The sequence below is a fragment of the Sphingobacterium psychroaquaticum genome, assembly GCF_004421025.1.
Taxonomy (GTDB): Bacteria; Bacteroidota; Bacteroidia; order Sphingobacteriales; family Sphingobacteriaceae; genus Sphingobacterium; species Sphingobacterium psychroaquaticum.
In genome coordinates, this window is record NZ_CP038029.1 from 3,721,638 (window position 1) to 3,737,600 (window position 15,963).

At 40.5% G+C, this 15,963-nt stretch carries 11 protein-coding genes; 4 read left to right on the forward strand and 7 right to left on the reverse strand.

Annotation, left to right across the window (positions count from 1 at the left end; genetic code table 11):
* Window positions 1-4: 4 nt before the first annotated feature.
* Genes nrfD through E2P86_RS15430 form a run of 3 tightly spaced genes read right to left on the reverse strand, consistent with a single transcriptional unit; the run spans window position 5 to window position 5,848 of the window.
* Entirely contained in the window at window positions 5-1,486 is a 1,482-nt protein-coding gene (gene nrfD, locus E2P86_RS15420) for an NrfD/PsrC family molybdoenzyme membrane anchor subunit (RefSeq protein WP_085473089.1), read from the reverse strand.
* 28 nt (window positions 1,487-1,514) lie between these two features.
* The gene (locus E2P86_RS15425; protein WP_134433680.1) at window positions 1,515-4,526 is read right to left on the reverse strand and encodes a TAT-variant-translocated molybdopterin oxidoreductase; all 3,012 of its coding nucleotides are present in this window, start codon (window positions 4,524-4,526) and stop codon (window positions 1,515-1,517) included.
* Between the two features lie 38 nt (window positions 4,527-4,564).
* Window positions 4,565-5,848, reverse strand: coding sequence for a c-type cytochrome (locus tag E2P86_RS15430; protein ID WP_085473091.1), 1,284 nt, complete (start codon window positions 5,846-5,848; stop codon window positions 4,565-4,567).
* 375 nt (window positions 5,849-6,223) lie between these two features.
* Between E2P86_RS15430 and E2P86_RS15435 the strand changes: the two genes are divergently transcribed.
* Window positions 6,224-6,721 carry a methionine-R-sulfoxide reductase gene (locus E2P86_RS15435; protein ID WP_085473092.1) on the forward strand — a complete coding sequence of 166 codons (498 nt, stop codon included), beginning with the start codon at window positions 6,224-6,226 and terminating at the stop codon, window positions 6,719-6,721.
* Between the two features lie 16 nt (window positions 6,722-6,737).
* On the opposite strand, the gene E2P86_RS15440 is transcribed toward E2P86_RS15435, so the two are convergent.
* Window positions 6,738-7,733, reverse strand: a complete 996-nt coding sequence (locus E2P86_RS15440; RefSeq protein WP_134433681.1) for a LacI family DNA-binding transcriptional regulator — start codon at window positions 7,731-7,733, stop codon at window positions 6,738-6,740.
* A gap of 152 nt (window positions 7,734-7,885) precedes the next feature.
* Between E2P86_RS15440 and E2P86_RS15445 the strand changes: the two genes are divergently transcribed.
* Both E2P86_RS15445 and E2P86_RS15450 read left to right on the forward strand, forming a co-directional pair.
* A complete protein-coding gene (locus tag E2P86_RS15445; protein ID WP_134433682.1) occupies window positions 7,886-10,126 on the forward strand; it encodes a GH92 family glycosyl hydrolase in 2,241 nt (746 codons plus the stop codon).
* 76 nt (window positions 10,127-10,202) lie between these two features.
* Window positions 10,203-10,529 (forward strand): DUF493 domain-containing protein, encoded by a 327-nt coding sequence (locus tag E2P86_RS15450; RefSeq protein WP_085473095.1) that lies wholly within the window; start codon window positions 10,203-10,205, stop codon window positions 10,527-10,529.
* Window positions 10,530-10,587: 58 nt separating this feature from the next.
* Here E2P86_RS15450 and pnp read toward each other — a convergent pair whose 3' ends face one another.
* The 3 genes from pnp to E2P86_RS15465 all read right to left on the reverse strand — a co-directional run bounded on the left by pnp (window position 10,588) and on the right by E2P86_RS15465 (window position 14,606).
* Entirely contained in the window at window positions 10,588-12,768 is a 2,181-nt protein-coding gene (pnp, locus tag E2P86_RS15455; protein WP_085473096.1) for a polyribonucleotide nucleotidyltransferase, read from the reverse strand.
* A 162-nt stretch (window positions 12,769-12,930) separates the two neighbouring features.
* Window positions 12,931-13,209, reverse strand: a complete 279-nt coding sequence (rpsO, locus tag E2P86_RS15460) for a 30S ribosomal protein S15 (RefSeq protein WP_085473097.1) — start codon at window positions 13,207-13,209, stop codon at window positions 12,931-12,933.
* 185 nt (window positions 13,210-13,394) lie between these two features.
* Window positions 13,395-14,606, reverse strand: coding sequence for an acyltransferase family protein (locus E2P86_RS15465; RefSeq protein ID WP_134433683.1), 1,212 nt, complete (start codon window positions 14,604-14,606; stop codon window positions 13,395-13,397).
* Window positions 14,607-14,838: 232 nt separating this feature from the next.
* Here E2P86_RS15465 and E2P86_RS15470 point away from each other — a divergent pair, with 232 nt between their 5' ends.
* Entirely contained in the window at window positions 14,839-15,957 is a 1,119-nt protein-coding gene (locus E2P86_RS15470) for an ROK family protein (protein WP_085473099.1), read from the forward strand.
* Window positions 15,958-15,963: the final 6 nt, after the last annotated feature.

Below are 15,963 nucleotides of genomic sequence, written 5' to 3' on the forward strand. Positions count from 1 at the left end.
GCTATTATTTTTGTTTTAATGCGTTAATGTCTTCTTCTGATACCGTATCATACTTCTTCAACGAGTTCGCAAAGAACTCTACTTGCTCAGCAGGGAAAGCACCTTCTTGCGCCAATTTAGTTTTATGTTGTAAACTAGATGACTTCAATAATAATTTAACCTCTGCAATCGCAATACCTGGTAAGAAACGTAAGAACAATAAGAACAACGTAAAGAATAAACCAATAGATCCAATGAAGATACCTACGTCCACCCAAGTTGGATAGAACATCGCCCATGACGATGGAAGGTAATCTCTATGTAAAGAGGTAACGATAATTACGAAACGTTCGAACCACATACCGATATTTACGATGATAGATAATACCCAAGAAATCGGAATACTTGTACGGATCTTTTTGAACCAGAACAACTGTGGTGAAATTACGTTACACGTCATCATCGCCCAGTAAGCCCAAGCATACGGACCAGCAATACGGTTTTCGAATGCATACATTTCGTATTCTGAACCAGAGTACCATGCGATGAAAAGCTCTGTTAAGTAAGCAACACCTACGATAGATCCTGTTACCATAATGATCTTGTTCATCGACTCAATGTGGAACATTGTGATGTAGTCCTCAAAGTTCATTACTTTACGTAAAATCAAAAGTAAGGTCTGTACCATCGCAAAACCAGAGAAGATCGCACCCGCAACGAAATATGGCGGGAAGATCGTGGTATGCCATCCTGGGATTACAGAAGTTGCAAAGTCCATGGATACAATCGTGTGTACAGAAAGTACAAGTGGCGTAGAGATACCAGCTAAGATCAAGGAAACAATCTCAAAACGCTGCCAGCTTTTAACCGAACCGTTCCATCCGAAAGATAAAACGCTGTATACCTTTTGTTTCAAACCAGTTGCACGGTCACGTACAGATGCGATATCTGGTAAAAGACCACAGTACCAGAACACTAATGATACAGTGAAGTATGTAGAGATCGCAAACGCATCCCATACAAGTGGAGAGTTAAAGTTTACCCACAAAGAACCGAATTGGTTTGGAAGTGGGAAGATCCAATACGCCAACCAAGGACGTCCCATGTGTGCTACAACATACGTAGCGGCACAGATAACGGCGAAGATCGTCATCGCCTCTGCGGAACGGTTGATGGAGTTACGCCAGTTTTGGCGGAAAAGTAATAATACGGCTGAAATCAACGTTCCGGCGTGACCGATACCTACCCACCATACGAAGTCGGTGATATCCCAAGCCCAGCCTACAGTTTTATTCAGACCCCAAGCGCCGATACCTGTCCAAAAAGTATATCCAACACTCACAACCCATAACATAGCGCCTAATACAGCAACGGTAAAACCGATCCACCAGGCCTTGTTAGGTTTATTTTCAACCGGAAGCAAGATATCATCAGTCACTTTTGCGTAAGTGATGTTCTTGCCGGTTACTAAAGGTTCTCTTAATATTGATTCGTTATGCGATGACATAGTTTTTTTATTTCAAATTAGAATAAAATTACGCTTCAAAAGTATTTCTAACTTTGGTCATGTAACCAATGTTCGGTTGAACATTAATTTCTTCCAAGACGTAGTAAACACGCTCGTTACGTAGTGCTTTTGAAACTTCTGATTCTGGATCGTTCACATCACCAAAGATGATTGCATTTGCGGAACAAGCTTCTTGACAAGCCATTTTCACATCGCCGTCTTTCAACTTGCGATTTTCCATCTTCGCGTGTAGTTTACCCGCTTGAATACGTTGAATACACATCGAACATTTTTCCATTACCCCACGTGAACGTGTTGTAACATCAGGGTTCAATACTAATTGTGTAAACTCATTGTTCAAGTAATTGTCAAAACGTGAATCATTCCAGTAGTTAAACCAGTTGAAACGACGCACTTTATATGGACAGTTGTTCGCACAGTAACGTGTACCGAAACAACGGTTGTAAGCCATATGGTTAAGACCTTCTGAAGAGTGTACCGTCGCTAATACTGGACATACCGTCTCACAAGGAGCATGGTCACAGTGCTGACACAACATTGGTTGGTGAACAACCGTTACACTTTCGTAATCTAGATCTGTTGCTTTAGCAATTTCTTTCTCTTTTGTAAGCTTCGCATCGCCAGCTTCTAATGTATAGTAACGGTCGATACGTAACCAGTGCATCTCACGACGACGACGAACCTCATCACGACCTACTACTGGAATATTGTTTTCAACATTACAAGCCACGATACAAGAACCACAACCCGTACAAGCATTCAAATCGATTGCCATAACCCATTTGTGACCCGGCGACTCAAATTTATTCCATAAGTCATACGTCTTATGTGTATCAGAGAAACGACCAGATTCCGAGTTAGGATCTTTTAAATATTTAGCGAATGTCGTCTCACGGATAATGTTACGACCTTCAATAGTATGGTGTGTTTGTGTCTGTGCTAATTCATATGTAGCAGAAGCTTTTGTAACAGTGGCTTTCGCTTCAAACTGAACCGTTCCATTTGCTAAGCGAGCGAAAGGGAATGCATTCTTACCAACATCATTACCTGCTTTACCAACTTTAGTACGACCATAACCGACAGCAATAGAAACGGTGCCTAATGCTTGTCCTGGTTGCAATACAACTGGTAACTCTACCGCATAACCATTTGCTTCCACTTTAACTGTACTGTTTTCACCTAATCCTAATTGCTCAGCAAATTTAGGGTTGATCGCAGCATAGTTGTCCCAAGTTACTTTTGAAACTGGATCAGGAAGCTCTTGCAAGTACGCGTTGTTCGCATAGCGACCGTCACGCATTACTGTAGATTCGTATAACTTCAATTCAACCTCACCTGCAACAGCTTTGGCTGCCGACGCAATTGCTGCCGCAACAGCATTTACATCTACATTAGCTGTATAGGATGATCCTGTCTCCGAACCTTTGTAAACAAAACCTGTTTGCAATAATTCTTTCCAAGACTTACCTGTTCCCGCTAAGATATTAGCTTCCCAATTCTGTTTAACAAAATCGTAGATGTTTGTATTATCTCCAGCCCACACCAAGAAACTTTGCTCTGCTTGGCGTGTATTGAATACCGGGTTGATTGTTGGTTGAACGATGGTATAGTAACCCTCTTTTGCCGAAGCATCACCCCACGCTTCTAAGAACGTACATGTAGGAGCAATAGCTTTTAATTCAGAAGCTGTCTCGTCCGCACGATCCGAGAATGAAAGTGTAAACTCAACTTTAGAAAGTGCCGATTTAACATCAGCTGGTTTAAAGTAATCGTATACAGGGTTACTATTTAAGAACAAAGCTACACCTACTTGACCAGCAGTTGCATTCGCTAAGAACTGTTGGAAAGCAGCATCAGAACCTTGGTATTTCTTCGCGAAATTATCTAAATCGATAATAGCTCCGTATGCACCTAAAGCAGTGTTGATTGCATTGGCTAACAATTGTACATTCACATCGTTAGAACCTGCCACAACAACGGCATTTCCTTTAGCATTCACCAATTCTTTGGATGCTAAAGCAATCGCTGTTTGTGCTTTTTTATTGCTTACTCCACCTGCTAATGATTGTCCTGTAATAGCGTTATACAACGAAATTAAAACAGCACCTTCTTCTGATGGTTTGATGGCAATACGTACATCCGCATTTGAACCTGTCATGCTTAGACCTGATTCAAACTGAATGTGACGTGACATCTTACCGTTTTTCAACGATTTGTAGTCACGGTTTTTGATATAGTCTTGTGTATGCTCCTCTCCTTCTAACCAAGATCCTAAGAAATCGGCTGCAACAGAAACAACAACATTTGCATTTTTAAAGTGGTAAGATGGCACGACAGCTTTACCGAAGCTTGCTTTGTTTGCTTCAATAATACCGCTATATGATACGGCATCTACCTGCACTAAAGATGTAGTAGGGTATTTCGTCGTAAATTTCGCAATTGCCGCTAGCATAGATGGGCTATTCACCGTACTTGCTACAACAGCAATTTGTTTTCCAGCTGCAGCTGCTTTATCTAAAGCAGCGATAACTGTACTGTCTAATTTCGACCATTCAACATCTTTACCACCTACTTGTGGATTCTGAAGCTTGGACATGTCGTACAAGTCCAATACCGAAGCTGCCGTTGTTGAATCTGTACCTTGATTTAAACCTATAGAGTTCGGGTTAGCCGCCAACGAAATAGGGCGTCCCTCACGTGTACGAACTAATACACTTTGTCCATTGAATGACGAAGCATAATAATTCGGGATTCCAGGAGTTACTTCTTCTGGTTTAATTATATAAGGTACTGCTTTATGAACAGGTGTACGATTACACGCTGCCAACGTAACAGCTCCTAAACCGAAACCTAAAGCTTTCAAGAAGTCACGACGAGGTGTCTTCGTACTCAAGCCGGCTTCATTTAATACATCTTCTACAGGAATAGATTCGGCAAACTCACCCTTACTACTTTCAACGAAAGCAGGTGTTTGTTGCAATTCTTCCAAACCTTTCCAATATTTTTTATTGCTATCCATTTAAGCTGTATATAAGATTGCGTATTCCAAATTAATTATTAATAGTGACACTTACCACACTCCAGACCACCGATCATGGCTGCAGTCATCTTCTCACCTTTCTTCAATTTCTCGTGTGCTTCAATCAGTTGATCGTAGTAAGCATTATCTGAATTAACAGCGGTCTCACGGTGACAATCAACACACCATTTCATTGTTAATGGCGAGTATTGATAAACCTCTTCCATTGTTTCAATTGGTCCGTGACATGTTTGACACTCCACACCAGCTACAACAACGTGTTGCGAGTGATTGAAGTAAGCAAAGTCTGGCAAGTTGTGAATCCGAACCCATTGAATAGGTCTAGGATTGTTACCGTATGTACGTGTATCTGGATTATAATCCAATGCTTTGTAGATCTTTGCAATTTCCGGAGAAAGCTCACCGTCGTAATGATCTGAACCCGTAATCGTGTTGTGACAGTTCATACATACGTTAGCCGAAGGAATCGAAGCATTTTTCGATTTAAACGCACCACCGTGACAGTACTGACATTCAATTTGATTTACACCGGCGTGAATCTGGTGCGAGAACTTAATAGGCTGAACAGGTTTATATCCTGTATGAACACCTACATTCCACATCGTATTCCATCCAGCAACACCTAAGAGTGCAACCAACATTAACACAGCAAAACCAACAAGCTTTTTGTTTTTCAAGAAAGCCTTAGCAAATTTCGCTTTACCACTTTCTTTGTACTGCTCATTTCTAGCTTGTGCAGCCTCGATTGCGGCCTGATTGTTTGCAATAACTTTCTCCAACGTACGAATAACGCGGTTCAATACCACAATTACTACGACCGCTAAAACAACGATTGCAAGCAAACCAACGATCATCAACAAATTCGCATCGTCAGATTTAGCAGCACCACCGTCAGCAGCAGTTCCTTCAGCAGGACCAGCAGCAGCTTTAGCTTCTTCGTCTTTTACGTAAGCAATAATGTTTTTGATTTGATCGTCAGACAAATCAGTAAAGGATGTCATTACTGATTTATTGTACTCTTCGAAAATCGCTTTTGCTGCTGGATCACCAGAAGCAATTAACGCTTGCGAGTTGTGGATCCATTTCACTAACCACTCCTCTGAATGTCGCTCTGCCATACCTGCCAAAGCTGGTCCAACCATCTTCTTAGTCACACTGTGACAACTTGTACACTTGGACTTAAAAAGCGCCTGTCCTTCTTTGACATCCTGCGCATGCGACATTGTAACGGCAAATAACAACATCAACCCAACTGATATTGTCTTTGCAAGTCTTCCCAAAACGGATGAGATATTTCTCATATTTAGCACTTTATACTATTTATTTATGATGTAATAACTTTTAAAATGTATCGCAGAGAGGGTCTAATCCCTCCAAACAATGCACAAAAGTATAACTATTTAAGCAATCACTGACAATTTAATGACGCAAAATATCAATTTAAAACGATTCTAAATAGTTGTCAAAGTTTTGTAATAAATGGCCCTGATCAACCATATTGCATAAACAACGAATTCCATCAAAACATCAAAACGAAGGTAATCTTATTGTTTTTGAAAAAAATTAACGCCCTATGGTTTGACGGTAAAACACACGAAGCTTGCTCCTTGCCCACAAATTAAAATGTTGACTTTTGACTAACAAATTCTTACCCACAGAATCGTATCTTCGTATCTATGAAAGGGAGCTTTTTCGTCATATTGCTTTTACTTTGGGGCTGTAGCTCCTGTCGGCAACCAGCCCGGTCTGCTCTCGTTCAACATACACATGATAAGCACCTACAGATGAGCGATAGCACAAAATACAATGACCTGACTCCAGAGGAGGAATATGTAATTTTACATAAAGGAACAGAAAGAGCGTTTACAGGCGCATTATTGAATAATAAATCGGAGGGCACCTATGTTTGTAAGCGATGCGACGCACCGCTCTACAACTCTAAGGATAAATTCGAATCACACTGTGGCTGGCCTAGTTTTGATGATGAAATTAAAGGCGCTGTAAAACGAGTTACAGATGCCGATGGCCGTCGTGTAGAAATCTTATGCGCAAAATGTGGCGCACACTTAGGACATGTATTTGAGGGGGAACGTTTCACCGACAAAAACACACGCCATTGCGTAAACTCCATCTCGATGAAGTTTGTACCCGCTGACACAAGTGCTAAATTATAAAAAGTGCGTTCATCAGTTAGATGGACGACTCCCGAACAATGAGTTCACACGGAATAACAATTTTTCGCGTTTCTTTTAATTTGCCTTCAATTTCGGCAATTAAAGTTTGAATCAACTCTAATGTCAAATGCTCTATATCTTGGGAGACTACACTGATTGATGGATCGTGCAATTTAAATAAGGTATGTTCATCAAAAGCTACCATTTTAGGCAAAGCAACGTTTTCTCCTTTCAAAGCCTTTAAACCTGCAATAGCCAAGTAATTGGTAGCAAATAGCACCGCGTCAAGATTATTGGATTGTACAAATTCGACAATTTGCGCTTTTGACTCTTCATCATCTGTTTCCATTTGTAGCTTTTTGATGAAAGACGGTGTTTGAAACTCATCCATCGCTTGCATGTAACCATCCAAGCGATCACGCATCTGTGTCTGATTCGAATAAAGTGATATCAATCCGATCCGTTTATTAGCTTGTTCCAATAAGTGTCGTGTAGCTTCATATGCACCTTTTTTATTATCCGACACCACATAGCTCGTATCAACCGTTGGGATAAAACGGTCAAACAATACTACGGGAATATTATTTTGCTTGATATTGGAAATCGTTTCTTCCAAACCTTCCGAAGGCGTAATAATAAAACCATCAACTTGACGATCCATAAAAAGTTGAATCAGTTCTTTTGCTTTGTTCTCGTCGTTATTCATACTACAGTAAATAATATGATAACCGGCACTGTAAGCTTGACGTTCAATATACTTCGCTACATTAGAGAAAAAGGGATTGGCAATATCTTCTACTAAAAGACCTAAGATCTTGGTCTGTCCTGTACGCAGACTCTTTGCAAGTTGGTTGGGCTTATACCCTACTTTCTCCACATATTCCAAAACACGCTTCGTCAAAGCATCACTTATACGCTTCTCCTTAGCTTTATCATTTAAAATAAACGAAACGGTAGTTACGGAAATACCTAAAGCCTTAGCGATATCACTAATCAACACTCTTTTCTTCATACAATTTTACTTGGATAGATTCAGTCTGACTAAACTACTAAAAAATTTTAGCAAAAGCGAACTAATATGCTAAAAATAATTCTGCTAAAAGGTTTTATAAGAACAAAAACATTTTTTTCGTATTATTACACCGAAACAATAAACATAAATCTATGATTCATAAAACAGCGTGGGGGACAGCCATGCTTCTGACGGCACTGAATATAGCAACCCCACTCCTATCCAGCGGGCAACAGCTTACCAAATATGTGGATCCACTGATTGGAACGGGCGGACATGGACACACCTATCCTGGATCTACACGACCTTTTGCATTAGTGCAACTCTCGCCAGACAATGGAAAAGGTGGTTGGGACTGGGTTAGTGGATATCATATATCCTCAGATAGTATTGCCGGATTCAGCCATATGCATCTCAGCGGAACGGGAATTGGAGATTGGCTCGACATTGCATTGATGCCGATGCTTAAAATAAATGATAATCCAACAGCAGATATCAAACAAAAATTTGATCGTAAAGACGAAAAAGCAAGCGCGGGTTACTACCGCGTACAGCTCGAGAATGGTATACAGGTAGAGCTAACGTCAACGGAGCGCGTAGGCTTCCATCGCTATACTTTCCCCAAAAACACACCTAAAGCAGTCGTCCAAATTGACCTTAAACATCAATACAATTGGGATAAACCGACAAACAGCTATTTAACCCGTATCAATGATTCCACACTCGTAGGTCTTCGCGAATCTTCGGGATGGGCCGGTAAACAACATATCTATTTTGCAATCCGAACATCTAAACCTATAGATAATTTTACCGCGGTATCAACGTCTCAGCAAGAAGTACAAACTTTACAAGCGCAGGGCGTCATCGGACAAATAGCATTCAACAATACAGAAAATCTATTGCTGAAAGTAGCTTTATCAACGACTAGTCATGATAAGGCACTCCTCGCATTATCTGAGATACCGTCATGGAATTTTGAAGACACACAGAAAAATTCGAATATAGCTTGGGAAAATGAGCTGGGTAAAATCAAAATTGAAAGCCGTGATGAAAGACTAAAAACCATATTTTACTCCGCGCTTTATCATACAGCGGTAGCTCCCACGTTATATTCAGACGCTGATGGAGTCTATAAAAACTACAAAGGAGAAACACACCGCATGACCAATCAAGGACAAAGGTATACCTTCTTCTCTTTATGGGACACCTTTCGTGCGTTGAAACCACTTTTCACCATCACACAACCCGATCGACATACAGACTTTCTAAATAGCATGCTTGCGTTCTATGATGAAAATGGCTTATTGCCTGTTTGGGATCTCAGCACTTTTGAGACCAACACGATGACAGGTTACCATGCGATTCCTGTACTAGCAGATGCCATCTTAAAAGACTGGCCAGGCGTAGACGCTGAACGGGCTTATGAAGCGATGCGTAAGAGTGCTTTTCAAACTATTCGCGAGGTGCCGGCATACAATGAGTACGGATATGTTCCACAAGATGTAAATGGAGGCAGTGTAACTAAGACATTAGAATATGCGTTCGATGATTACTGTATTTCATTGGTCGCTGAAAAACTGGGCAAAACAGCGGACTATACCTTGTTTACCAAACGAGCCAAAAATTACACCCATCTTTTTGACCCGACAACGGGCTTTATGCGCGCCAAATATAAGAATGGTCAATTTGTAGAACCTTTTGATCCATTTTATTCAGAACATGATTTCGATAAGAGCCAATACATTGAAGGCAACGCATGGCAACACGCATTCTTTGTCCCGCACGACATTCGCGGATTGGCCAAGCTCTTTCCAAAGAAAAATGGCTTAAGTGCCATGTTAGATACCTTATTTACGGCACCATCCTATATGACCGGAGAAAACCAATCACCCGATGCAAGTGGTTTTATTGGCCAATATGCCCATGGTAATGAACCCAGCCATCACATCGCTTATATGTACAGTTATATCGGAGAGGCCTGGAAGACGCAAGAAAAAGTACGTATGATTGTCGATTCCATGTACCATGATCGCCCAGACGGCTATGCGGGCAATGAAGATGCTGGACAGATGAGTGCGTGGGCCGTATGGTCTATGATGGGATTGTACCCCGTATCCCCGGTCGGTGGCGAATATGTGTTTGGTAGCCCAACCCTCGATAAATCGACTATAGCCATGCCTAATGGCAAGCAATTTACAATTACCGCACGCAACAATGGCCCGAAGCAGGTATATATTAAATCGGCTAAGCTGAACGGAAAAGTATATAATAAAACATTTATTACGCATGCAGATATGTTAAAAGGCGGCGAACTTGTTTTTGAGATGTCAGACAAACCCAACAAAAAATTCGGAAGTAGCCGAGATAGTTGGCCCACCTCCATGGAGAATTAAAAAAATAAAAGCGACGAAAAGTCGCTTTTATTTTTTGGGAATAGTTATTGATTAGTTCTAGTAAGGAGAATAAAAAATGACAGATTTCAACAACATTAACATTCAGGATTTAGGAGACGACCAGAACACGCCGCAAGATTTCTATGATACCTTCAGGGAAAAACTTAACGCTGTGGAACAATTTCCATCATTATACACCTTTAAATTTATTCTAAAGGCTGATTTAGAGAAAATAGAGCAAGTAAAGGCGATCTTCGAACATCCGAGTTCAAAATTTTCGGAAAAAGAATCCGCTGGAGGAAAATACAAATCCATTACGGTAGAAACTTTTGTAAACAACGCCGAGGATGTGATTAACTACTACAAAGAAGTATCAAAAATAGAATCAGTAATGATGCTATAAAACAAAAAAAAACGCTGTCAAAATGACAGCGTTTTTTTGTTTTATGATCTAATCAAGATTACGCTTGTGGCGCATCAGGAGTTCCTGCATTTTGATCTTGTTTCGGTTTATCTTCACGTGGAGGGCGTGGCAATAAAGCCTTACGAGAAAGCTTCATTTTTCCTTGCTTATCCACATCTAATAATTTCACCGTTACCATATCGCCTTCTTTCAACACGCCGTCCATTGTTTCAAGACGTTTCCAGTCGATTTCAGAAATATGTAATAAACCGTCTTTACCTGGCATGATTTCTACGAAAGCACCAAATGCCATGATCGATTTAACTTTACCTTCATATACTTCACCAACCTCTGGTTTAGCAACGATAGCACGGATACGTGATACTGCAGCGTCGATCGACTCTTTGTTATCAGCAAATACCTGTACGATACCTTTACCATCCACCTCTTCGATAGAAATAGTTGAACCCGTTTCGCGTTGCATCTCTTGAATAATTTTACCACCAGGGCCAATTACAGCACCGATAAATTCTTTATCGATTGTCAAGGAGATAATACGAGGAGCGTGTGGTTTGTAGTCTTCACGTGGAACAGCAATAGTTTTCTGCATCTCACCTAAGATATGTAAACGTGCTTCACGCGCTTGGTCTAATGCTTGTGTAAGCACTTCCCATTTCAAACCGTTTATTTTTAAGTCCATCTGACAAGCAACAATACCTTTTTCAGTACCTGTTACTTTGAAGTCCATATCACCCAAGTGATCTTCATCACCTAAGATATCAGATAAAATCGCATATTTTCCAGTTTTCTCATCAGAGATCAATCCCATAGCAATACCTGAAACTGGTGCTTTTAATTTAACACCCGCATCTAATAATGCCAATGTACCTGCACAAACAGTTGCCATAGACGAAGAACCATTCGATTCCAAGATATCCGAAACAACACGGATTGTGTATGGATTTTCTGCGTCAGCAGGTAAAACTTGTTTCAATGAACGCATTGCCAAGTTACCATGCCCCACCTCACGACGACCTGGACCACGATTTGGTCTTACCTCACCTGTAGAGAATGCCGGAAAGTTATAGTGCAAAATAAATTTGTTGTAGCCATTGATAAATGCGCCATCAATCATTTGCTCATCATCCTTAGCACCTAAGGTTACCGAAGTCAACGCTTGCGTTTCACCACGTGTAAATACTGCGGAACCGTGTGCCGCTGGTAAGTAATCTACTTCAGACCAAATCGGACGTACCGTACGTACATCACGACCATCTAAACGCATGCCTTCATCCAACACTAAGTTACGTACAGCATCATACTGCACATCATGGAAATATTTTTTGAACAAGAATGCTGTATCGTCATCGATTTCTTCCGGCATTGTCGCTCTGTAAGCTGCTGCAATTTCAGCAAAACGCTCCGAACGATCGTGCTTTGCCGATGCTGATTTAGCAACTGCATATACTTGATCGTACGTCGCTGCAAAAATTGAAGCTCTCAATTCTAGATCTTCCGGCTCGTGGTTAAACTCACGCTTAGTTTCTGAACCTACTAATTTTGCTAATTCAAGCTGTGCTGCAACTTGTTTTTTAATTGCTTCGTGTGCAAAAGCGATCGCTTCTACCATCTCCGCTTCAGAGATTTCTTTTGCTTCACCTTCCACCATACCGATATCTTGTGCAGAACCGGCAACAATAAATTCTAGGGTTGCTTTTTCAAGCTCAGACAACTTCGGATTAATCACCAACTGACCATCAATTTTCGCTACGCGAACTTCTGAAATTGGTCCGTTGAAAGGGATATCGGAAACAGCGATTGCTGCCGATGCTGCTAAACCAGCTAATGCATCAGGCATAATATCTTTATCCGCAGAGATCAAGCTGATTGCCACCTGCGTATCTGCGTGATAGTTTTCAGGGAATAAAGGACGTAATGCACGGTCTACCAAACGAGAGATCAAAACCTCGTAGTCAGACAATCTAGCCTCACGGCGTAAAAATCCACCAGGAATACGGCCTGTCGCCGCATATTTCTCTTGGTAATCTACAGATAAAGGCAAGAAATCAACACCTGATTTTGCCTCTTTAGCAGATACAACTGTTGCTAATAGCATCGTATCGCCTTGTTTCAATACTACGGCTCCATCAGCTTGTTTCGCTAACTTACCTGTAGACAATTCGATTGGGGCTAAATTACCACCAAGATCAATTGTAACTTTTTTTTCGTTATAACTCATTGTTTCTTAATTGCGGTGCATGTTTCGTCTTTGTAATTAAATGCACCAAGTTTTATGACCTTTAAAATCACACAAAGGTAAATAAATTTATACGATAAACGGACATCAAAAAAAAAAGCCATTTACGAAAGTAAATGGCCTCTTTGTTAGTTTCCTAAAAGCTTATTTGATGATATCACGTAAACCTAATGCCTTAATAATAGCACGGTAACGGTTGATATCTTTTTTGTACAGGTAAGCTAATAATGAACGACGTTTACCTACTAACATTTGTAGAGAACGCTGTGTGTTAAAATCTTTTCTGTTTTTTTTCAAATGCTCTGTTAAGTGAGCAATTCTTTTAGTGAATAAAGCTACTTGTCCTTCAGCAGAACCAGTGTTTGCTGCTGCACCTGCAAATTCTGCGAAGATACCAGCTTTGTACTCTTTACTTAAATACATCTCTTGAATAATATTGAAGTGTTAAAAATAAATTAATTGCCTGCAAAGGTAGGTAAAATAGTACAGAGTACAAAGCACTAAGTATAGAGTACCAAGTAACGTGCATTCAATACTTAGTATTACATACTATAAACTCAATACTATACACTCATTACTACGGACTATACACTACCAACTAAGCACGACTACACTTTAACATAAATTCCTTTTTTATCTAGTGCATAACAGATCGCCCACATCACCGCTAAGAAACACAATGAATAGACAAAAGAACCAACCTCTGGTGGCCCCGGTATCTGCGCACATACATTGTTATAAAACCAAGCCAAAGCCGTCGTATATTTTGCTGTTCCATCTTCCGCCATACCATTCGGAATTCGAAACAACCCTAAGAACCGAGGAAGCAGACCACTAAGCACGAAAATAAAAAGAGGATTCTTACCAAATACATCAAAAAACTTCGTCACGGCATTCTTGACTCCTTGAACCTCGATAAACCAAATCATACCTCCGATCGTCATGATCCCCAGTCCTGTCGTATATAAGACATAGGAACTGGTCCATATTTTCTTATTGATTGGAAAGCCTAACGACCACGTCCAGGCCAGAACCACCAAGATAAATCCTGTTACAAACAAACCGGAAAGCAGCTTGAAATGTGGCTCCGCTGAAGCCGGCACTTTTGTCCATAACCAATCCACTTGTCCCTGTTTTTTAATAAACACACCTGCTAAATATCCAAATACAACTTGTACTATCGCCGGCAGGGTACTCATCAAACCTTCGGGATCAAAAGGCACCCCTTCTCCTTTATACATGTGGGCAACACCTAAAATCTGTTTATCAATGGCAGTACCAAACCATCCTTCCAACGAGTAAGGATCGCTTCCACCCAAGAAAGCACAGAGTCCCCAGTATCCCAATAGCAACACCGCAGATATATATATTAACCGTTTAGGCGAAAAATAATACGCCAATACTGATGCAAAGAAGTATGCAACTGCAATACGCTGAAGTACTCCGAATATCCGGATCCCTTTTTCTGGGTTCTCGGCATTCACCCACTCCTTAAAATGCAGGCTATCTCCGACCCATTGCACAAAAGGCCACCAGTTCAAAAAGAGTCCAATAGCAAATATCAATATCGTACGTTTGACGACTTTCTTCCAAAACACGCTATCTCCCGCATCTTGTAATCGTGGAATAACAAAGGACATCGCGTTTCCAACGGCAAAAAGGAAAAATGGAAACACCAAATCTGTGGGTGTACAACCGTGCCAAGGTGCATGTTTGAGTGGGGCAAACATATGCGCCCAAGTACCTGGATTATTGACCATAATCATCAAAGCGACCGTAGCGCCTCGAAATACATCCAGTGAATAATAACGTTGCTTCATACCATATATAGGTTAAATATGTATCGAAACTATGAAAAATAACCAACATGTTGCAAGAAAACGCACAAATAATAACAAAACCGAACTTATTAAAAAAATTAAAAAGTATTTGGAAGTTACTGAAAATTAACACGATATTTACATTACTATAACTAATCATATTATCGTGGAAAACCTAAAATCATCGATATTAAAGTCGCTGTACTTTTCGAGTACACAATCGATTGCGGAAATGAGTGAGACAATTGGCAAGAGTGTTCCATTGATTACTAAGACAGTTAATGAACTTATTTCAGAGCAAAAGGTCGTTGTCAACGGATTACGGCCATCGACCGGTGGACGCCGGGCGACGAATTACATGTTAAATGTAGAAGCCCACGGCCTCATCATTGCTATCGCTATAGATCAATATTTTGTATACGTTACAAGCTTCAATATAATCAATAAGCGCATTACTGCCCGATTAGAGGCAGCCATTTCGGGACAAACTGATGGAGAGACCTACGAAACGATTATCGCACTTGTACGCAATACCCTATCTCAAATTGAAGACAAACAAATATTAGCCATCGGGATTACAATGCCAGGGTTTGTTGATACAGAAACGGGCGTAAATAACTCCTACAGTCCGTCCTCCCCACTACACAATTTGCGAGCAAATGTAGAAAACAGATTTACGATACCGACATTTTTAGAAAATGATTCCACTGCTATTGCTATTGCCGAAAAAGAGTTTGGCTTGGCAAAAAAAATAAGTGAAGCCCTGATTATCAACCTAAACTGGGGCGTAGGATTAGGCATGATAATTCAAAATCAACTCTTCAAAGGTCATAGCGGATTCGCGGGTGAGTTTAGTCACATCCCGCTTGCTAACGAAAACAAATTGTGCTCCTGTGGAAAAAAAGGCTGTCTTGAGGTGGAAGCGTCCCTGTTTTGCGCCGTGGAAGAAATTAAAAATGCAATACAAACTGGGGAACGATCTGTTTTGGAGACCATGGACCTTGACATCAATAACCTTACGTTCGACAAAATAGTAGAAGCATATAATAAAGGTGATCAGGTAACGATCAAATCCATACGCAAAATTGCGCATATGCTTGGCAAGGGAATATCCACATTGATTCACATTATGAATCCTGAAAAAATCATTATTAGTGGTCGTGGTGCGATATTTGGTGAAACCTTGCACCCACAGATCCAATCTTCAATTCAAGAATACTGCATACCGAGATTATCTAAAAATACAACCATAGAAATATCGACAATTAAGAACATTCAATTATTGGCTTCAACTTGCTTCGCTGTACAGCAAATAGGTTGGATAACCAAACAAACACTAACCATCAATTAATAAACA